The sequence below is a fragment of the Pandoraea sp. ISTKB genome (assembly GCF_001721285.1).
Taxonomy (GTDB): domain Bacteria; phylum Pseudomonadota; class Gammaproteobacteria; order Burkholderiales; family Burkholderiaceae; genus Pandoraea; species Pandoraea capi.
The window spans coordinates 34,772-53,844 of sequence record NZ_MAOS01000002.1; the positions used below are offsets into that span (position 1 = coordinate 34,772).

Sequence of the window (19,073 nt, forward strand, 5' to 3'; positions counted from 1 at the left end):
TACTGTCCTTGCCCATTTCTCAAGGATTGCGCATGGATTATTTGCAAGTGCTCGTGCTCGCCATCGTTCAAGGCGTGGCAGAGCTGCTCCCGGTGTCGAGTTCGGCACACGTCATCATGGCCGAGAAGCTGATGGGACTCGACCCATCCACGCCCGCCATGACGTTGTTGCTCGTCATGCTGCATACCGGCACGATGCTCGCCGTCATCGTCTACTTCTGGAAGTCCTGGCGCGAGCGCTACTTCTCGTCGAAGCACGATTTCATCCATAACGCGAAGCAGGTGATCATTGCGACGGCCTTCACCGGTGTGATCGGTCTGGCGCTGATGTTCTTCATCGAGAAGGTGCTGATGCGCGGCTCCGAGCATGCGGAAATCGAGCATCTGTTCGGCAATCTCTACATCATCTCGGCAGGCCTCGCGATGGCCGGCATTCTGATCCTGATTTCGGGCAGCAAGCGTCCGCCGATGGGCGATCGTCCGATGCGCGGTGCGGATTCCGCCTGGATCGGCGCGGTGCAAGGCATCTGCCTGCCCTTCCGTGGCTTCTCGCGTTCGGGCTCGACCATCTCGACGGGCATGCTGCGCGGGCTCGACAAGGTGCGTGTCGAAGAATTCAGCTTCGCGCTGGCGGTCGTGCTCACGCCGCCGGTCATCGTCAAGGAAGCGTACCGTCTGTACAAGTCGGGCGGCGCACAGACGTTCTCCGGTCACTTCATGTCGGTGCTCACGCCGAGCCTCGTCGGCATGGTGTTCAGTTTCCTCGCCGGGCTCGTGGCGCTGCGCTGGCTGTCGCGCTGGCTCGAACATGGTCGCTGGTACCTGTTCGGCATCTACTGCCTCGTGGCGTCCGCCATCGTGCTCGCCGCCAGCCAGTATCTGTAAGCCGATGCATTCCGGGGGCGGTCGTCGTGACTGCCCTCGTCTTCCGTTGTGTCCCGAGGTGTCGCTGCACGCATCACGTTGATGACGTCATCATCGCGACGCTGCGTCACACCAGTCCCGCCACGACATCCATGAACGCCGCGATCGCGCGCGATTCGCGTCGCTCGGCGAGGCAGACGACGACCGTCGTGGTCTCCACCCGCGCGTCGCCGATCGCGACCGTGGCCAGCCGCTCGTCGGGTGTGTGCTCCCGCGCCGACACCGCCGCAATACCCAACCCCAGAATCACCGCTTCGCGGATCGCCTCGCGACTGCCGATCTCCATCGCCACCGTGGGCGACACGCCCGCGTCCTGCATCGCCGCTTCGAGCGCGTGACGTGTGGTCGACCCCGGCTCGCGCATGAGCATCGGTTCGTCGGCCAGCTCGACGAGCTTCACGCTGCGACGTCGCGCGAACCGATGCGTGCGCGGCACCAGCAGCACGACCGGATGCGTGCGATACGGCACGGCGTGCAGACGCACATCCTCGTGATAGCGCGCCAGCACGGCCACGTCGGTGCGATACGCCAGCAGACTCTCGATCATCTCCTCCGAATTGCCCGGTCGCATGGAAATGCGAATGCCCGGATAGCGAGGCTGGAACGCTGCGACGATCTCCATCGCGTGATGCGGCCCGACCGCGCCCAGACGCAATTCCCCCGTGCGCAGGCCGCCGTGTTCCTTGAGCAGGCCGAGCGCTTCGGCCTCGTCCGAGAAGATGCGCAGGCTGACCGAGTACAGCGCCTTGCCCGTCGGCGTGAGCGTGAGTCCGCGTCCATGCCGGTAGAACAACTCCACGCCGTAGGTCTCTTCGAGCGCGCGGATCTGTGTCGTCATCGTCGGCTGACTCACATGCAATGCCTGTGCCGCACGCGTGACGCTGCCGTGGTGCGCGACGGCATGAAAGGACCGCAACTGGGTGATGCGCATGCGTGACGCTCCCGTGACGAGGTATAGGTTTTACCAATAGATTGGCGAAAAAATGTGAATTAGAAGTATAGGACGACGCTCACCATAATCCAGCTCAATCTTCCTCAATCGATCGCGGCGTTCTGATACGTCAGAGACATCAGATACGCCGCGGCACGCTCCTCACCATGACTGCACGTTCACGCTTCCACAATCCGGTCGACGTCCGCTTCGGTGCGGGGGCGCTCGCCGATCTGCCCGATCTCGTCGGCCACCGCCGCGCGGTGCTCGTCACCATGCCCGAAGCGCGTGCGCTCGGCATGACCGGACAGATCGAGGCGCTGCTCGGCCAACGGCTTGCCGGGGTCATCGATCAGGTCAGCCCGAATCCGGACGTACGCGAACTGGCACCGATGTACAGCGACTTCTGGCGGCGCTACGGGCAGTGCGAGGTGATCGTGGCGCTGGGCGGCGGCAGCGCGCTCGACACGGCCAAGCTGCTGATGGTCGCGGGCGACGACGACCGGTTCGCGACCCTCGTCGATGCGCTCGATGCCGGCGGCACCTTCGAGCCGACGCGGACCAAACGGCTCATCACGATTCCCACGACGGCGGGCACCGGCAGTGAAGTCACGCCGTGGGCCACGCTGTGGGACCGCCATGTGAAGCGCAAGAAATACTCGCTGCATCTGCCGCAGACGTGGCCGGAAGCGGCCATCGTCGATCCATGTCTGACCCGCTCGCTGCCTCGCGCCGTCACCCTGCAAAGTGGTCTCGACGCGCTCTCGCACGCCCTCGAAGCGATCTGGAACGTCAATGCGAATCCCGTCTCCGACACGTTCGCCGTGACGGCAGCGCGCGAAATGATGCGCGTGCTGCCGCAGCTCATGGCCTCGCTCGACGACATGACGTTGCGCACACAGGCGGCGCTTGCCGCGCTTCAGGCGGGCATGGCGTTCTCGAATACGAAGACGGCGCTTGCGCACTCGATTTCATACGACATGACGATTCGCCACGGCCTGCCGCACGGCATTGCCTGCTCGTTCACCTTGCCAGCGGTGATGCGTCTGGCCATCGGCCGACGCGCCGATCGTGACGCCGTGCTCGCGCAGGTCTTCGACGGCGATATCGACGGTGCCCCCGAAGCGCTCACGGCGTTCCTCAACGGTCTGGGCGTGGCAACCGAATTTTCCGCTTACGGCGTGAGCGAGCCGGAGTCCGCGCAGATGATCGCCGCTGCGCTCGACGGTCCGCGCGGCCGCAATTTCATCGGCGCGGCTGCCTGAAAGGATCTGATCGACGTTGCGACTTTGCGACGTCGCGTTGGAGGTCGTTGTTGTCGCAGTCGTAGTGGTTGCCGTTGTCGTGCAGTCATGCCGTCGTGGCGGCATGAGTGTTTTCGCGTCTTACCCGCAGTCCCCGCAGCATCCATCATCAAAACGATAGCCGCGCACCGAACCCTCGGCATGCGCGGCACCGAGACATCCAGGAGACAGACGCCCGGCAAAGACCGGCGCGTCGCAGCGCGCCGCCGGGGCGCGGCGCATCAACAGGAGGCGCAATGGAACAGGTTCTCAGCGGTGTTGGCGCGCGCGATGCCGTCAATGCCGAAAAAGCGGTGCGCACGGTCGCGCTGGCCAGCCTGATCGGCACGACCGTCGAGTGGTATGACTTCTTTCTGTACGGGACCATCACCGGGCTCGTCTTCAACAAACTCTTCTTTCCGAGCGGCGATGCCTTCGTCGCAACGGCGCTCGCGTACACCGTCTACGCGGTGGGGTTCGCCACGCGTCCGCTCGGCGGCATTCTCTTCGGCCATTTCGGCGACCGGCTCGGACGCAAGCCGCTGCTCATCGTCACGCTCACGATCATGGGCGTGTCGACGTTCCTCATCGGCCTCGTGCCGACCTACGACAGCATCGGCATTGCCGCGCCGTTGATCCTGCTGTTCCTGCGGCTGCTGCAAGGCATCGGGCTCGGCGGCGAATGGGGCGGCGCGGTGCTCATGGCGTTCGAGTACGCGCCGCGCGACAAGCGAGGACAGTTCGCGGCGTATCCGCAGATCGGGCTGGCCGTCGGCCTCTGTCTGTCGACGGGGGTCGTCGCCCTGCTCTCGTCCACGCTGACCGACGAGCAATTCATGTCGTGGGGATGGCGTCTGGCCTTCATGCTCAGTCTGGTGCTCGTGGCCGTCGGCATGTTTATCCGGCTGCGGGTGCTGGAGACGCCCGAGTTCGCCCGTATCAAAGACAGTCAGCACGTCGCGCATGTGCCGCTCTCGGAGATCGTGCGCGATTACCGCAGAAACGTTCTGCTCGGCTGGGGCGCGCGCTATATCGATGGCGTGGTGTTCAACGTCTATGCCGTGTTTGCGATCTCTTATCTCGTCGGCACACTGCACTTTCCGAAAACGCCGATCCTGCTGGCCGTCACGCTGGCGGCACTCGTGCTGGTCGTGACGATCCCGTATGCGTCGAAGCTCTCGGATCGCGTCGGGCGACGCCGCGTGTTTGCGGCGGGGGCGCTGGCTTGCGGAGTGTCGTCGATCCCGGCGCTGGCGGTGATGCATTACTCGTCGAATGTCTGGTGGGTATCGCTCGCGGTGATCGTGCCGCTGGGGGTGGTGTATGCGTTCGTGTACGGCCCGGAGGCGTCGATGTTCTGCGAACTGTTCGACACGCGGGTGCGTTACACCGGCATCTCGGTCGTCTATCAGGTATCGGGGATCGTCTCGAGCTCGATCACGCCGCTGGTGGCGGCAACGCTGCTCGAATACGGTGGCCACAAACCCTGGTGGATTGCGGTGTACGTGCTGGCGGTGGGATGTCTGTCTGCCGCATGCGCGAGGGCGATGAAGCGGACGTATTGACGCGCGGGAAGGACGCGCGGGAGGGATACGCAGGACGTGCCCGAAGCGACGGAAAGCCGCCGAAGGGAAAGATCACGTTGGGGGTGAGATCCCGGGAACGGGAACACGGCAGGCCGGTGGATGGCTCCCCGGCTTGCCGTTTTTTTACGCCGCGCGCAGTGTGACCGGCGGCGTCAGGGCTTGCTGGCTTACTGGCCGAAGTAGATCGAACCGGCGCGATTCACGCGGCCCGGGACTTCGTACACGGGCGAGACGACCGAACCCTGCTGGGCGGCCACCGGACCCGGTTGTGCCTGAACCTGCACTTGCGTTTGTGCTTGCGTCTGGACTTGCTGAGCGTCGGCGGCCGGTTGCGTATTCTCGGCAGCGTTCGCGCCGGTCATGGCACCTGCACTCAGCAATGCGGCGGCAAAAGTCGAAGCGATCAGAGCGTGTTTCATTTTCATTTCTCCTGTCTGGCGAGACGTCCACGATGGGCGCCGTCATTGCCGCCAATCTACGCTCGCGAAACCAGGAGAAAAACGCGTTCCTTGATAAGGACGCATTGCTGAAAACGAAATAATCCAACGATGTTTTCGTCGATTCGTCGTGCTAGACGAGCGATTCGACCGACGCCGGCGATCCGCCGTGTCGTGACTTGATGCCTTTGTGGCGTCTGACGACGCTCAGCGAGACTTCACGCGCACGCGAGCTTCCTGCTGACGGCGCGAACGAGCGGTGCGGCTGCGCAGATACGACGCGGTGAGCAACGATGCGCTCGCCAGTAAAAGGAAAGAACCGAGGGCAGCCATGGTAATGCTCCTGTGACTTACTACCGGCATCGTCCGCGGTGCGGCGCACCCTGCGAGCCACGATGTCGGTTGACTTCATCATGTTGTCACTCTACTGCTGACGCACTTCGCGATAAACCCCATTCGGTCAAAGACGCTGTTGCGCATAGCGTCATGCCCCGCCAAAACCGTCCAAAAATGCCCCGAATGCGCGCCGTACATTCGGTTTAACGGCACTAAATACCTGATTTTCAATAGATTTTTCGAATCGGACGATCGGTTGCATTTCGTAGACGTTCAGTTGCGAAAAAACCACGGGTTTTCCCTAAGATTCACTCATGCCAACGCGACGGACACCGCAACGCAGCAAAACGAAGTGCCCCCCGGCCTCGACGCTGATGATGCCCCGAACGCTAGCTCAACCCGAAGTTATCTATCTAATTGACAGGAGTCTCACCATGAACACCCGTATCCTTGCCGCCGTTGTCGCCGCCGCTTCGTTCGTTTCGGCTTCCGCTTTCGCCGATGCCCGTTACAACGACAACACCCCCGACATCCAGGCCGCCACGCAAAGCCAGGTCAGCCGCGCCGAAGTGCGTGCCGAGCTGGTGCAAGCCGCCGCTAGCGGTCAACTGAACCAGACCGAAACCGGCGCACCGCTGGTCACGGCAGCACAAGCCCAGGCGCAAGTCGAAGCGCAAGCCGCGCCGCTGACCCGCGCTGACGTGCGCGCCCAACTGAGCGATCGCAACGTGTTCGCACAAGACAGCCGTTCGTAATCGACACGGTTTGCCGCACCCCCCGGTAGTACAGCAGTACCGCAGCACCCACGCATCGACCCCAAGCGATGCCAAGCCGCCAGCCTGAAAGGGTTGGCGGCTTTTTTCATGGGTGTCCCCTATCGTGCGCCCATGAAGGGGACGCCGCGCCACAGTCGCACATCGAAATACAGAAGCGTTGCCGGAAACGGGCTCATAGAATTCGCAGCCTCTTGAGCGTGCGACGCGCCGACTCGGGCGCAACACCGGCCATACCGCCTCTGCACACCGGCAATCAGCGGACGACAGGGACGACAGCATTGGCCGCCCGACACCCCCCAATACCTCGGCCCCCTGTCCCCAATGCCCAATATCCATTCGTGCATGTCGTTGCCGCATGACGTTTGCCGTCTCTCCCGCACCCGTCGCTATAGCGTTCCGGAAAAAAGTGAGCGCACCGCGCACGCCTTTGCGTTCGCCCTGACGGGAGCCCGTTCACGTGCGGTGCACGAGGCGCGAGCGCCTGAGGTCGACATCTCGCGACAAGTCGCGCAGCCCGCACCTGTGCCCCCGAACGCGAGGTACTACTGCCTGACACCCGACGAAGCGGCCCAGATCCCGCGGCAGCCCATCGCGCCTCCGCGTCCCAAGCGCTATCTCGGCTTCGACCGCGTTGCACAGTCATTGCGACACATCGCCATTGCCGTGAACATGACGATGCGCGAACGTCTGCACGTCGACCCGCTGGAAGTTCAGGTGAGTGTCTTTGGCGGACGTCTGCACATCGCGTCGAATTTCCATGCGGACCGCATTTGCGACGCATTGCATCTCGCGCTGACCGACGATGCGCTGATGTCGGGCGCGCCGCGCCGCGTTGCCCCGGGCGACGAGCGCAACTGGCTCGCGATGGTGATGTCCCGACGCGTGCGAGATATCGCCAAGCTCAGGCATCGGTATGTGCAGGGGCAGGGGTTTGACCGCATGCGCGCGGCGGCGCGTGCTGAAGTGAAGCAGGGAACTGGCTTGCCGGCGGATGGCACGACCGGTCTGCACAGCGCGCTTCGTCAACTCGACGATGCCTTCGCGACACTGCGCAACGTGCTTCGGGATGCCGCCAGCGAGTCCCCGCAATTCGCCGAAGTCGTGGTGCACACGCCTATGCGCGACACACCGAAGCTCCCGGCGTTACCGACCGGCGTGACGGAAACGATGCACGCCGAGCAGTGTATCGAGTCGGCCATTGCCGAGAACGCCGAGCGCTGGCATCGCGACGCGGTAACGCGTCTGCATCTCTGTCCCGATGCGCTGATCGTGGTGCCGATGGCGGGCCGCTTCGTGCCGTGCGCGGCGTGTGCCGAAGTGGAGGCCGAGAGCCGCACCCAGGGCGGTCTGTTCGATCCGGCCAACGCGCGATTCGTGCTTCACCGCAGCAGCCGGCGTATCGGGATGGCGTTCGCTAACGAAGTCCAGCACATTGCGCAGGCCACGCTAGCGGGGACACCCGCCGAAGCCGCACAGCGGGCGAAAACGATTGCCGAGCGCTTTGTGCACGCGCCGCATTTGCTGCGAGCGTATGGGACACCAGTCGTGCTGGATTATTCGCTCGATACCGAGAGCGAGAGTTCGGGCGACGAGTCTCAAGGATGAGCACGTGACGAACGGGCGACGCATGCATGCGCATCGACGACGGTCGCCCCAACCCTGACTCAGGCGGCGCTATTCGTCACGGAAGTCCGCCGCGCATCTTCCTTCAGACGGTCGAGCATCGCCGCGCCGAGCGGCGTGTCGTTCAGATCGGCGTAGGTGGCCCGATCACGGTAATGCAGCATCTCGCTGCCGTCCGTTACGCCAATCGAGGCGGCCATGATCTCGTGATACGAGTGGTGGTTCTTGGGCGGCATCAGGTTCGCCATCATCACCATGCGCGCTTCGGCAAGCGATGGCCAGTCGGAGACATCGCCCGCGTAAGCCGCCATCTCACGGCACTGCGCGTAGTGGTTCAGATAACGCAGCGTATGTCCGCTCGGCCCCGAGATGACCGGCTTGTCGTGCACGATGGCCCCGAGCGCGAATTTCGCGATCTGCGGATCGTTGCGATCCGAGGTCCTGACCATGTTCGAGCGATCCCCGGTGCGATGCTGACGCACGTCCGACCCGATCGGACTCAGATCGCGGCCGTTGGCTTCGTCTCCGGTGTATTTCGCCGTACTCCACGTGATATTGAGCAGATCGTGCAAAAGCCGGGAGCGCTCGTCGGGCGTGCACTGGAACATGTACGCGACGGCGTCGCCGGTTGCGGCGAACCCGGCGTCACGATAAACACGCGCCACACCCGCATCCTCGACAAGCGCGGCGAACGTGGTCTCGCTGCCCGCTCCGTTGCGTAGGGCGTCCCAGCGCGTCTGCATGACTTGCCGGATGCGGTTCGGCATCTGCTTGGGTGACTTGATCTCGGCGATCGGAACGTCGAACTCGCGAAGATTCCACGGATGCATGGGATTTTCGGGATGCGGCGCCGCGTTGAACATATTGCGGCGGCGCTTGGGGTTGGGTGCGACCGGATCGTCGTAGTGCGGCGCCTCGGCCTTGATCAGCGTGGCCAGCACGTGGGCATCGAGCGTGTTCTCGGATCTCACGCATTCGTCCGCGCCACCGATGCCCACCCGCTCACCGAGAATCTTGGCCTGCGCGGTCTCACCGAAATCGTCGAAACGCATGGGCGTGCCGGTCAGCTCGCGAATGCGTCGCGCGATATCGCGGATCTGTGGTTCGTCGCACAACGCCTGACCCAGCTTGCGCTCGAACTCCACGCGCGCGGCAGCCTTGGGATAGTACGGCTCGCAATCGAACAGATTGCGGCCGGCCTCGGTGTTGCGATACCCCTCGAACGTCTTGCTGTCCGGCAACGATTCCAGCGAATCGGTACGGGCTCGCAGGCCTGCGTGCATGCGCAACGCAGGAATGGGCCGCTCCGGCGCCATCTGCACGTGCTGCTCCAGCGTACGGTTGTCGAATTCGCTCGCCACGCTCGCCCGGCTCAGGAAGCGGGCGCCCATCGCCAGTTCCAGCAGGTTGTCCGCCGAGCGGACGCGTGAAATGTCGGACTGCACTGTCAACAACATGAATCAATGAACCTCGTTTCTCAAAAAACCGATCAATGTGGTGTAGTCGGAGAAGCAGGCATCGAGTCGACGCGTCGAGGCGTCAGGCGTTGCGCCATATTCGATATCCCTGCACCCGAACAACAGAATGCCCTCCGGCGCCTGAACGGAAAGCAGCGCAAGGGGCTCGTCTCCTGAAAAGCAATGTCTCGTTATCGATGGAATCAGATCGGCACGACCCGACATCGACGGGGGGACGTCGATGCGGAAATAGAGATCGAACGTGTCGAGCGTGCCGTTGGATCGGAAGTAGGCCATGTCGCCGTTCTCCAACGTCACGCCGGCGCCGGGAACGTCGCGCGATTGCAGACCGGACAGACCGAAGCGTCGACCCAGCACGTCGAGAAAGTCGTTCAGCCGACGGTGCGGCAGTGTCCCCGGTGACGAGGGCGACGCCGATGCATTAGCAGGCGCCGCATCGTCGTGCGTCGTGTGAGAAGTGTGTGGCATGGCGCGCTCGTCGGCTCGTTGCGATAAGAGCGGCGCATGTTATCGGGTGACTGTCACCGCGAATAGACAAGCTCGGGGTTTTGGGGTGAATCATGCGCAATGCCGCCGATATTTCCCGGCTGTGGAATTCACGCAAATCGTGTCGAAAAAAAAGCCGCCCGAAGGCGGCTGAAGGTCGGGTGAGACCAAGGAAAAGCGGTTGGCGGCGGTATCAGGCCGTGAGCGAATCGTTGAGCACGTTGCGTGCCGTGTCGAAGTCCGCTGCGAAACGGCCACGCCAGTCCTGACGCGTGCTGTCGTCGATCCACGCACCGTCGAGCCCGTTGTGCATGAAGCCGCGCAGGTCGTCGAGCGAGAAGCCGAAGTGGCTGTACATCAACTCCCACGCCTGCGCCGGATTGACCTTGTGCAGCGTCGGATCGTCGGTATTCGGATGCACCTTCAGGCCGAGGCCCGGCATGCGCCGGATCGGGTGATCTTCGGCCCAGCGCTCCGGTGTCAGCGTGCGCAGGTAGTACGAATTCGTCGGCACGATCGTGAAGACGATGCCGCGCTCGGCACACTCGCGCGCGAAATCCGGCGCGTCGACGATGGTGTAGCCATGGTCGATACGATCGCACTTGAGCAACTCCACGGCCGTCTCGACGTTCGTCCACGGCGTGCCGAATTCGCCGGCATGCGCCGTCGTCTTGAAACCGGCAAGACGCGCATTGCGATAGGCCTTCCAGAAGAGTTCCGGCGGCCGGTCGTTCTCGCGATAGTCGATACCGATACCGATCACTTCGTCGGCGCGATGCGTGCGCATCCACTCGACCATTTCGACGGCTTCGCGGGCATCGGCTTCGCGGTCGATGCTCGGGATGAGGCGGCCGACGATGCCGTGATCGCGCTCGGCGTCGCGAATCGCCGCGACGATGCCGTCTTGCGCGCTCGCGTAGGGAATGCCGGACGTGCGCACGGTGCCGGTCGGGTTCCAGAAGAACTCGCTGTAGCGCACGTTATGCGCGGCGGCGTCCGCCAGATACTCGTAGGCGATGCGGTGCAGATCGTCCGGCGACGTCAGCAGATACTCGTCGAGCGCGCGCAACACGCGCAGCACGCCGATGGGCTTTTCGCCACGGGTGTAAAAGGCGTCGATCTCGGCGCGTTCGAGCGGCGCGTTCGACTTCTCGGCGAGTGCCACGAACGTGTCGTGACGCACCGCGCCCAGCAAATGGCAATGCAGTTCGACTTTCGGCATCGCATGGAAGAACGTGCGATGCGCCTCCTGAATCTGCACGCCGGTGCGTGCGGCGGGCACGTGGCCCGGTGTCTCTGTCATAACGTCTGATGTTGTTGATGGCATCGGTGAAGCGGGGACGTCGGTGCGGGATCGGGTCTTCGACACTCGTCCGCGGTTCGTCGTCCCTGAGATCCGGCAATGTCCGGCAGTCGGTCAGTGACGCCCCACGACCGTCCAGAAGTAATAGGCCAGCGGCAGCGCCAGCACATACAGGCCCCACGGCAGTTCCTTGAAGCGGCCCATGAGCGCCTTGACCAGCACGTAGCACAGCAGACCGCCCGCGATACCGGTGCCGAAGCTGTTCGAGAGCAGCGTGAGCAGGACCATCGCGAGCACCGGGAATGCGTCGCTGAAGTCGTCGAACGGCACATGACGGATCGTGCTGAACATCGACAGGCCGATCAGGATCAGCGCGGGGGCCGTGGCTTCCTTCGGAATGGCGAGCGCCACCGGCACGAAGAAGCACACCAGCGCGAACATCACGGCGGCCGCCACCGACGTGAGGCCGGTACGGCCACCCGCTTCCACGCCCGCTGCCGACTCGACCAGCGCGGTCAGGGCGGGAATGCCCAGCAACGCGCCGCCGGTTGCGGCGATGGAGTCCACGAGGAACGGACGGTTGATGTTCTCCATGTTGCCGTGCTCGTCGAGCAGACCGGCCTTGCCGCCGACGGCGAGCGTCGTGCCGAGCGTGGAGAAGAATTCCGCTGCGAAGAACGCGAACAGATACGGCAGCGCCGAGATCGTCAGGGCGCTCTTGAGATCGAGCTGGAACGCCACCGGTGCGATGCTGTGCGGCAGCGAGATGAACGATTCGGGCACCTTCGTGACACCGAGCGGCACGCCGGCGAGCGCGGCGATCAGGATCGACCAGAGGATCGCGCCCGGCACCTTGCGGCCCTGCAGCAGCACGGCGGCGCCCAGGCCGATCAGTGCGACGATCGTGCCCGGCTTGCTGAAGTCGCCCAGCGCGAAGGCATTCGTCTTGGCGTTGGCGATGACCATACCGGCGTTGCGCACGCCGAGCACCGCGATGAACAGCCCGATGGAGGCGCCGAGACCGAGCTTGATGGCCGTCGGAATCAGACGCGCCACCACACTGCGCGCACCGATCAGGGTCAGCAGCAGGAACAGCACGCCGGAGAGGAACGCGATGGCGATGCCCGTCTGCCAGGCCACGTGTTCGGTCGCGGCGAGCGTGACGCCCACGATGACCGAGCCGCCGATGCCGGGGCCGACGACGAACGGCAGGTTCGCGTAGAAGCCCATGAGCAGGGAGAACAGCACGAACACCAGCATGACTGCCGTGGTGGCCGCGCCACGGTCCATGCCGCCCGTGGCGAGCAGCGACGGGATGACGACCATCAGGTAGGCGGCGGCGAGGAACGTCGTGATGCCGGCGAGCACTTCCGTGCGCACGCTGGAGCCGCGGCGGCTGATGGCGAAGCGGCGGTCCAGCCAGCCGCCCGAAGGCGCTGCCTGCGTTGCGGGGGCCGCGTGTGCCGTGTTGCGCTCAGGAGAAGAGGTCTGCATAAGCCAAGGATAGAAGGTCTTTGCGTGGCACTTTACGTGCGCCCGACTATAAATAAAAAATGAAATTACTTATGATTCGATAATTCGAATCTATTCTTCACGGCGCGCATGGATTCCCGGGCGATCCGGTGTCCTGCAACGTCGCGATACTGTTGTCCTGCCGTCACGTTGCGTGCCCTGCGTGCGCCAAAACGGCAGACGACGATACAACCCGAGACGCAACTTCAGGAGCGCGCCATGGCGACTTCGTCCCGTCGTACCGAGAACGCTGCGGCCAAGGCCGGTGCGACGTCTGCCGCCAAGGCTGCGGAGGCGCCTGCCGCTTCCGCCTCCTCCGCGCCCGCTGCTTCGGCGCAGGCAGTGCCGCCGCCGATCGCTCCCCTACCCGCGCTGACGCTGCGGCAGGTCCAGTACTTCGTAGCGCTCGCGCATTCGCGCAGCTTCACGCAGGCGGCGCAGGCGCTCTCGGTCACGCAACCGGCGCTCACCGCCGCCATTCGTCAGATCGAGTTCCTGCTGGGCGGACGCCTGTTCGAGCGCTCCGCACACCGTTTGACGCTGACCGATGCCGGCACGACCATCCTGCCGCTCGCGGAACGTCTGCTCAACGCGGCACGCGGCACGTTCGACGACATGACGAGCACCTTCACGCTGCAAGCGCAGACGGTGCGCATCGGCTTCATTCCGTCCGTCGCCGCCCGGTTGCTGCCGGTGCTCGGCAGCCTGCGCGAGGCGCATCCGAACGTGCGGTTCGCGCTCTCCGACTTGCCGAACAGCGAACTGGTCGCGGCGCTCGCCCGAGGCGAAATCGACCTCGGCGTCGGGATTCGCGACGAGGCCGACGAAGCCGGTCATGCCGCAAATACCGAAGGCTTTCGCTGCGACGATCTGTTCGACGACGAAATCGTGCTCGTCGCCCGGCATGACGATCCGCTCGCCTCGGCGGGGGCCGTCAACTGGGCCCAACTGACGGAGCGGGATCTCGCCGTGTTCGTGCGCGGCAACGTCAGCGATTCGCTGCAACGCACGGGCGGCTCGCAAAATCTGCGGCTCGAACCGAAGTACCGCATGGAGTACACCGAGCCGCTTTACGCACTGGTGCGCAGCGGCCTCGCGCTTGCGATCCTGCCCCGGCTCTACACGCTGCATCTGCACGATCCGGCGCTCGTCGCGCTCGACGTCGTCGCCCCGCGCGTGACCCGCACCGTGGCGCTGATGTCGCTCGTCGGCAAGGAGCGCGGCCCGCAAGTGAGCGCGTGCCGGGACTGGATCGCGACGCATCTCGCGACGTGATGTCTTCCCCGACGAGGTCAATCGTTCGTTGCCGTTCGCGGTCGCCCGCGGCGTTGACGTCCCAGCCCGTCATGCAAAACGCGGTGGCCGTTGCCGACCACCGCGTTGTCCTTCCTTGATACGCTGCCCCGCGTGTCGCTGCGCGTGATTACGGCAGACGTGCAATGCGCTCCAGCAGCATGTCGTAGAAGCGGTCGGCGTCGATGTCGGTGAGCCACATCGCATTCGCGGCGCGCTTCGTGCGGCCGTTCCAGTCCACCACCGTCTCACCCAGCGTGAGCTGGCCCGTCGTCTCCACGGCCACGTTCACACGACGGCCGCCGTACATCGTCGGGTCGAGCAGATAGCCGATGGTGCACGGGTCGTACATCGGGGCTTCTTCCACACCACGGCGACGCTTCTGATACGCCACTTCCGCCGCGAGAATGTCGGCGACGATGGGGCCGCAGCGGTTCTTCAGCGCGCGGAACGGCACGATGCGTTCCGGCGTGATGAGCGCCTTCAGGCTGACGTCGCGCGGCACCACGGTCACGGGCACGCCCGCACCGAGCACGATGCTCGCGGCTTCAGGGTCTACGAAGATATTGAACTCGGCGGCCGGCGTGTAGTTGCCACGCTCGAACCAGGCGCCGCCCATCACCACGATCTCGCGAATGGCCTTGGCGCCCTCGGGGGCGGCCGTCAACGCGGTGGCGATGTTGGTGAGCGGACCGATGCCCACGAGCGTGATGCTGCCCGGTGCGGCGGCGCGCAGCGTGTCGATGAGGTACGTCACGGCGTGCGGCTTTTCCAGCGGGCCGCGCGGCTCGTGCAGTTCCACGCCGTCCAGTCCCGAGCGTCCCATGACGTTCGCGGCCGTGACCAGATCGCGCATGAGGGGCTTCGGGCAGCCGGCGTAGACCGGCAGCGCACGGGTCTTGTCGGCCCAGTCGCGCACGATACGGGCGTTGCGTTCGGTGAGGGCCAGCGGCACGTTGCCGCCCACGACGGTGAGCGCCTTGAGGTCGATCTGTTCGCGTGCGCCGAGGGCGAAGAGGATCGCGATGGCGTCGTCCTGACCCGGGTCGCAGTCGATGATGACGGTACGGCGCGGCGAGCCTTCTGCGGTGAGCGGCGACGCGCCTTCGGTCGACGTCATCTTCGCCAGCGCCGTGCCGGCGCCGGTCGCGCCGAGTGTGGCGAACGATGCCGCGAGCGACGTGCGCAGGAAGCTGCGACGGCTGCGATGGCGAGCGTTGTCGTGATCGAGCGTAGCGGCGAGGTCGGGCGTGGGGTTCCGTTCGTTCATTGTCGTCATGGGGTCGAACTGATCGTCTTGCTGGTGGAGACGTCGCGGGGCTTACCCGCGACGTGTCGTTGGTTGTCGTCTGCCGCTATCAGAACGTGTGACGCATGCCGAGCGTCACGGCCATCTGGCGCTTGGTGCTCGATGCGGCGTAGCCGAACAGTTGCGCATATTTTGCGTCACCGGCGGCTTGTTGGGCGTTCAGCGTGAGGGCGACGTCCGTACGCTTGGACAGCCAGTAGTCGGCTTGCAGGTTGACCTGATGCCATTGCGGACGCGTGTTGATCACGTCGTACTTGCCTGCCGTGAAGCCGTATGCAGCGCCGAGCACGAGCGCCGGCGTGATGTTGTAGTTCAGCGTCAGGTTGTAGTTCTGGAGATGCAGGTGCGAGTTGTCGAGGTACGTGTAGTTCACGTCCGAGAACATGGCGCCGATGAGCGCCGGGCCCCAGCGGTAAAAGCCGCCCGTGGCGAAGATGCGTTGCTGGCTCGCGAAGACGTTGGCACGCGTGGCGCTCTTCGAGAAGATCAGCAGCGGGCTGGCGTAATCGTTGGCGATGGCGCCGTCGTTGTTGGTGCCGCTGAACGGGTTGTTGTACTGCGCGTAGGCGGCGTTCCAGTCGAAGTTGCCGTACTTGTAGCCGAGGCCGAAGCTATAGGCGTTGTTGTTGCGGAAGCCGGTGGCCGAGTTCGAGAAGCCGTACTGCGCCGTGCCGTGGAAGCCGCCGACGGTCGGGCTGACCCACTTCACCGAGTTCTGCATACGGATGTCGTTGTATCCGTTGTCGTTGTCGCCGATGTTCACGCCGTTGCTCGAAATGATGATCGGGCCGACGTAATCGTGAATGGTGTCGTACTGACGACCCAGCGTGAAGGTGCCCCAGGTGTTGTTCGTCAGGCCGACGAACGACTGGCGACCGAAGGCGCGACCGTTCTGGGCGCCCGTGCCGTTCACGATGTTGAAGCCGGCTTCGAGCGTGAAGATGGCCTTGGTGCCGTTACCGAGGTCTTCCGAACCACGGAAACCCCAACGCGGATTCTGGTTGGTGCCCGAGAGTGCCTGCCACGTCTTGCTGCCGCCCTGATTACTCACGTAACCCACGCCGCCCGAGATCAGGCCGTAAATCGTGACGTTGCTCTGTGCGTGTGCGGCGCTCGCGCCGAGTCCCATTGCTGCGGCAAAGCCGGCAAGGCCCAGACGGGCCAGAATCGTGGTCTTCATGAGGTGTGGCTTTCTCTAAGGTCTGTCCGCGCGCTTGCGAGAGTTGGCGCGGTTCGGACCGAACTATAGGGAAGGGGCTTGTATAAATATAATTTTGATTTTTTATATATCGATAAATTTAATCGATATAAGCCCGAAGGGCGCATGGGGACTGGGGGGATGCCCCAATGCGAGGTGATGCCTCAAGCGTTGCGTGTGGCCGACAGTGGGCCGAGCGGGCAGGTGCTGCATGAGCGAATACGGGGGCACCGTCTTGCCCAGCTTGGCACTTCGCGTTTGCCATCGAGCGTTGCATGAGCGAATTCTGCAAAGCGCCCGCCGAATCATTTTCTATGTTTGTACCGTAACGCAGGATGAAACACGTCGCGTATCTACCGGGGCCTGCACCTCGATTCCGCATTTTGAAAGCGCCGGAACGTCGCTTTCCTCCTCCCATCCCGTCAGGAGAATTTCCATGGAAATTGGTCAAGTCGGCAACATAGCTAGCATGAGGCCCGCGGACGCGTCGTCGTCGCCGGCGGATCTCGTCCGAACGGATCGTGAATTGAATGATCGTTTGCTGGACGTTCTTTTGTTGGGACCTTCCGTGGCGGTCGTGGGTGAATGGCCGCAGGCCCATGGATACACTCGATGGAATTTTATCCACGCCATGCAGGCCGATTTTGCGAGACTCCGGGAGCAGCGCGGGACTTTTACGATTGCGGCGAATCCCACCGGCGACAACATCGGCCGCGAGGCGCTCAGGGTCGCGAATAACCTGGGCATCGGAACGGTAGCGATCTATGAGAGTGCCGATCCTCGGCCGGAGACACCATGCTGGGACCAGGAAATTGTCATCGAGAGCAAGGAGGCTGGCGCGCCGACGCAAACGCCGGAAGGTAAGCGCGACGTATTTGGCACGATGCAGACATTGCACTTTGGCTGGGGGGCGCTGCTGGCGTACGGCGGTGGAGATGCCATGACGTCCATCGCTGAGGCATGGCATGGCGATCATTCCGTGTTCGTCGAGACGAAATTCATGGCGCCGGACAAACGAGACGCGCTGGTGGAGCAATTCTTGCAGTACACGCATATCCAGACGATGGCGCATGCGCATGTCAACGGATATCAGGGCGAGCACACCTCGACAGATCCGAAATGCTTCTACGACACGGCGCCTGACATCGCGTCCCACTTTCCTCAGAACGACGCTCGCTGGATGGGAAAGATCCGCGATTTTCTTGGGGACGGCGCCAGGAACAAATGGCGAATGACGAGTTAAGGGAGTGTGACTGTACGGCGCCCGTGTGGCCATGGCGTGCAGAAGACAGCGGGCGCCGCTATTGCTAACCGGCGCGCGCGAGCAACACCGGCGCCTGCGCCACCAGATACAGCACGGCGCCGATCAATCCGCCCACGAGCGTGCCGTTGATGCGGATGTATTGCAGGTCTTGTCCCACGCTGAGTCGAATCTGCCGTGACAGATGCTCCGCGTTCCAGCCATGCACCGTTGCGCGGATGTGTTCCGTCACGAAGTCGGCGAAGCCCGGGGCCATGCGCTCAGCCGCATCTCGGAGTTGCGCGTCGAGCGCCTTTCGTAACGACTCGCTGCGTGCGAGTTCCTGCCCGATCCACGCCGCCGCCCCCGTGATCTTCGCGCCGATCACCGAGTCGTCGCGTGCCAGATCCCGCTTCACCCAACTGCGCCATTCGTTCCACAGACCGCCCACGTAGGCGTTCAGCGCGGTGTCGCCCTTCAACTTTGCCTTGAAGCCGTCGAGCTTCGCCTGAAAGTCGGCATCGTGCTTCAGCCGCTCGATCAACCCTGCAACCGCGCGATCGAAGGCCTGACGCAACTGATGCGACTCGTCCGCCTCCATCTGCGCGAGCAAGCGCGTGACGGCCGCCGAGATCATGTCGGAGCCCTTGTTGCCGATCCATTCCGAGGGCAACACCTTTTCCTTCTTCGGATGATCGGCCTTGAGCCATTCGACGATGCGTGCCGAGATGAACTCGCGCGTCTGCGGTTCGTTGAGCAACTCGACGAGATAGTCGAGCGTCTCGTCGAGCAGGGCCTGATGGCGTCCATCGCGCGTGAGCGTGTCAAGAATCGCTGCGGCCGACTGAGACAGATCGAGCCGGTCGATCATCGTGTCGAGTGCGCGGCGAATGAAGGCCTGCACGTTGCGCTCATCCATCACGTCGAGCACACCGCTCGTGACTTTCACGAGCACGGCGCTCAACTGACGCGTGTTCTCGTACGACCCGAGCCAGCGTGTGAGGGCATCCGCCGGATTTTGCTGTTCGATGAGACGCACCACCGACGGCGTATCGAGAAACTTCTCGCGCACGAAGCGGGCGAGGCCGTCGCCGAGGGCGTCTTTCTTGCGGATGAGGATGTTCGTGTGTCGCGAGAGGCCGGGGATCGGAATGCGCCGGAACAGCGCTTCGACCGCGAACCAGTCCGCGAGCCCGCCGACCATGGCCGCTTCGGCCGCCGCACGAATCCATCCGGTGAGGAAATGCACCGGCATGAAGAGCGTGGCGATGAAGATCGCCAGCGCGACGAGAAGCAACAAGAGTGCGCGCCGTTCGGCGTGTTGCAGGGCGATGGCGGGATCGATGACATCCATGCGCA

Annotated in this window: 17 protein-coding genes; 7 read left to right on the top strand and 10 right to left on the bottom strand. The window is 63.8% G+C overall.

Features of this window, described 5'->3' with window-relative positions:
- Window positions 1-32: 32 nt before the first annotated feature.
- On the top strand, window positions 33-884 hold the full coding sequence (locus A9762_RS02605; protein WP_069340503.1) for an undecaprenyl-diphosphate phosphatase: 852 nt from the start codon (window positions 33-35) through the stop codon (window positions 882-884).
- A gap of 106 nt (window positions 885-990) precedes the next feature.
- On the opposite strand, the gene A9762_RS02610 is transcribed toward A9762_RS02605, so the two are convergent.
- Window positions 991-1,854 (bottom strand): LysR substrate-binding domain-containing protein, encoded by an 864-nt coding sequence (locus A9762_RS02610; protein WP_069340504.1) that lies wholly within the window; start codon window positions 1,852-1,854, stop codon window positions 991-993.
- Window positions 1,855-2,021: 167 nt separating this feature from the next.
- Here A9762_RS02610 and psrA point away from each other — a divergent pair, with 167 nt between their 5' ends.
- On the top strand, window positions 2,022-3,119 hold the full coding sequence (gene psrA, locus A9762_RS02615; protein WP_069340505.1) for an iron-containing alcohol dehydrogenase PsrA: 1,098 nt from the start codon (window positions 2,022-2,024) through the stop codon (window positions 3,117-3,119).
- Between the two features lie 275 nt (window positions 3,120-3,394).
- Window positions 3,395-4,702 carry an MFS transporter gene (locus A9762_RS02620; RefSeq protein ID WP_069340506.1) on the top strand — a complete coding sequence of 436 codons (1,308 nt, stop codon included), beginning with the start codon at window positions 3,395-3,397 and terminating at the stop codon, window positions 4,700-4,702.
- A gap of 188 nt (window positions 4,703-4,890) precedes the next feature.
- Here A9762_RS02620 and A9762_RS02625 read toward each other — a convergent pair whose 3' ends face one another.
- Entirely contained in the window at window positions 4,891-5,142 is a 252-nt protein-coding gene (locus A9762_RS02625) for a hypothetical protein (protein WP_069340507.1), read from the bottom strand.
- A 225-nt stretch (window positions 5,143-5,367) separates the two neighbouring features.
- On the bottom strand, window positions 5,368-5,493 hold the full coding sequence (locus A9762_RS29285; protein ID WP_256388772.1) for a hypothetical protein: 126 nt from the start codon (window positions 5,491-5,493) through the stop codon (window positions 5,368-5,370).
- A gap of 437 nt (window positions 5,494-5,930) precedes the next feature.
- Between A9762_RS29285 and A9762_RS02630 the strand changes: the two genes are divergently transcribed.
- Window positions 5,931-6,251: a DUF4148 domain-containing protein gene (locus tag A9762_RS02630; protein ID WP_069340508.1), complete on the top strand. Its 321-nt coding sequence runs from the start codon at window positions 5,931-5,933 to the stop codon at window positions 6,249-6,251.
- Between the two features lie 363 nt (window positions 6,252-6,614).
- On the top strand, window positions 6,615-7,877 hold the full coding sequence (locus A9762_RS02635) for a hypothetical protein (protein ID WP_139133037.1): 1,263 nt from the start codon (window positions 6,615-6,617) through the stop codon (window positions 7,875-7,877).
- A gap of 59 nt (window positions 7,878-7,936) precedes the next feature.
- Here A9762_RS02635 and A9762_RS02640 read toward each other — a convergent pair whose 3' ends face one another.
- The 4 genes from A9762_RS02640 to A9762_RS02655 all read right to left on the bottom strand — a co-directional run bounded on the left by A9762_RS02640 (window position 7,937) and on the right by A9762_RS02655 (window position 12,656).
- Complete coding sequence (locus A9762_RS02640; RefSeq protein ID WP_083253568.1) at window positions 7,937-9,352, bottom strand: hypothetical protein; 1,416 nt, start codon at window positions 9,350-9,352, stop codon at window positions 7,937-7,939.
- 3 nt (window positions 9,353-9,355) lie between these two features.
- Window positions 9,356-9,841: a hypothetical protein gene (locus tag A9762_RS02645; RefSeq protein ID WP_069340510.1), complete on the bottom strand. Its 486-nt coding sequence runs from the start codon at window positions 9,839-9,841 to the stop codon at window positions 9,356-9,358.
- 211 nt (window positions 9,842-10,052) lie between these two features.
- Window positions 10,053-11,162 carry an adenosine deaminase gene (locus tag A9762_RS02650; RefSeq protein WP_069340511.1) on the bottom strand — a complete coding sequence of 370 codons (1,110 nt, stop codon included), beginning with the start codon at window positions 11,160-11,162 and terminating at the stop codon, window positions 10,053-10,055.
- A 114-nt stretch (window positions 11,163-11,276) separates the two neighbouring features.
- Complete coding sequence (locus tag A9762_RS02655; protein ID WP_083253569.1) at window positions 11,277-12,656, bottom strand: NCS2 family permease; 1,380 nt, start codon at window positions 12,654-12,656, stop codon at window positions 11,277-11,279.
- Window positions 12,657-12,893: 237 nt separating this feature from the next.
- Here A9762_RS02655 and A9762_RS02660 point away from each other — a divergent pair, with 237 nt between their 5' ends.
- A complete protein-coding gene (locus A9762_RS02660; RefSeq protein ID WP_083253570.1) occupies window positions 12,894-13,949 on the top strand; it encodes a LysR family transcriptional regulator in 1,056 nt (351 codons plus the stop codon).
- A gap of 148 nt (window positions 13,950-14,097) precedes the next feature.
- Here A9762_RS02660 and A9762_RS02665 read toward each other — a convergent pair whose 3' ends face one another.
- A complete protein-coding gene (locus A9762_RS02665; protein ID WP_371442386.1) occupies window positions 14,098-15,237 on the bottom strand; it encodes a nucleoside hydrolase in 1,140 nt (379 codons plus the stop codon).
- An 88-nt stretch (window positions 15,238-15,325) separates the two neighbouring features.
- On the bottom strand, window positions 15,326-16,456 hold the full coding sequence (locus A9762_RS02670; protein ID WP_069340512.1) for a porin: 1,131 nt from the start codon (window positions 16,454-16,456) through the stop codon (window positions 15,326-15,328).
- A gap of 454 nt (window positions 16,457-16,910) precedes the next feature.
- Here A9762_RS02670 and A9762_RS02675 point away from each other — a divergent pair, with 454 nt between their 5' ends.
- A complete protein-coding gene (locus tag A9762_RS02675; protein WP_069340513.1) occupies window positions 16,911-17,717 on the top strand; it encodes a hypothetical protein in 807 nt (268 codons plus the stop codon).
- 64 nt (window positions 17,718-17,781) lie between these two features.
- Here the strand turns inward: A9762_RS02675 and A9762_RS02680 are convergent, their stop codons facing one another.
- A complete protein-coding gene (locus tag A9762_RS02680) occupies window positions 17,782-19,068 on the bottom strand; it encodes a DUF445 domain-containing protein (protein ID WP_069340514.1) in 1,287 nt (428 codons plus the stop codon).
- Window positions 19,069-19,073: the final 5 nt, after the last annotated feature.

Bases quoted from the DNA above. Each gene is read 5' to 3' on its own strand.
- A9762_RS02605 (WP_069340503.1), top strand. From the start codon at position 33: ATGGATTATTTGCAAGTGCTCGTGCTCGCCATCGTTCAAGGCGTGGCA.
- A9762_RS02610 (WP_069340504.1), bottom strand. From the start codon at position 1,854: ATGCGCATCACCCAGTTGCGGTCCTTTCATGCCGTCGCGCACCACGGC.
- psrA (WP_069340505.1), top strand. From the start codon at position 2,022: ATGACTGCACGTTCACGCTTCCACAATCCGGTCGACGTCCGCTTCGGT.
- A9762_RS02620 (WP_069340506.1), top strand. From the start codon at position 3,395: ATGGAACAGGTTCTCAGCGGTGTTGGCGCGCGCGATGCCGTCAATGCC.
- A9762_RS02625 (WP_069340507.1), bottom strand. From the start codon at position 5,142: ATGAAACACGCTCTGATCGCTTCGACTTTTGCCGCCGCATTGCTGAGT.
- A9762_RS29285 (WP_256388772.1), bottom strand. From the start codon at position 5,493: ATGGCTGCCCTCGGTTCTTTCCTTTTACTGGCGAGCGCATCGTTGCTC.
- A9762_RS02630 (WP_069340508.1), top strand. From the start codon at position 5,931: ATGAACACCCGTATCCTTGCCGCCGTTGTCGCCGCCGCTTCGTTCGTT.
- A9762_RS02635 (WP_139133037.1), top strand. From the start codon at position 6,615: ATGTCGTTGCCGCATGACGTTTGCCGTCTCTCCCGCACCCGTCGCTAT.
- A9762_RS02640 (WP_083253568.1), bottom strand. From the start codon at position 9,352: ATGTTGTTGACAGTGCAGTCCGACATTTCACGCGTCCGCTCGGCGGAC.
- A9762_RS02645 (WP_069340510.1), bottom strand. From the start codon at position 9,841: ATGCCACACACTTCTCACACGACGCACGACGATGCGGCGCCTGCTAAT.
- A9762_RS02650 (WP_069340511.1), bottom strand. From the start codon at position 11,162: ATGACAGAGACACCGGGCCACGTGCCCGCCGCACGCACCGGCGTGCAG.
- A9762_RS02655 (WP_083253569.1), bottom strand. From the start codon at position 12,656: ATGCAGACCTCTTCTCCTGAGCGCAACACGGCACACGCGGCCCCCGCA.
- A9762_RS02660 (WP_083253570.1), top strand. From the start codon at position 12,894: ATGGCGACTTCGTCCCGTCGTACCGAGAACGCTGCGGCCAAGGCCGGT.
- A9762_RS02665 (WP_371442386.1), bottom strand. From the start codon at position 15,237: ATGAACGAACGGAACCCCACGCCCGACCTCGCCGCTACGCTCGATCAC.
- A9762_RS02670 (WP_069340512.1), bottom strand. From the start codon at position 16,456: ATGAAGACCACGATTCTGGCCCGTCTGGGCCTTGCCGGCTTTGCCGCA.
- A9762_RS02675 (WP_069340513.1), top strand. From the start codon at position 16,911: ATGGAAATTGGTCAAGTCGGCAACATAGCTAGCATGAGGCCCGCGGAC.
- A9762_RS02680 (WP_069340514.1), bottom strand. From the start codon at position 19,068: ATGGATGTCATCGATCCCGCCATCGCCCTGCAACACGCCGAACGGCGC.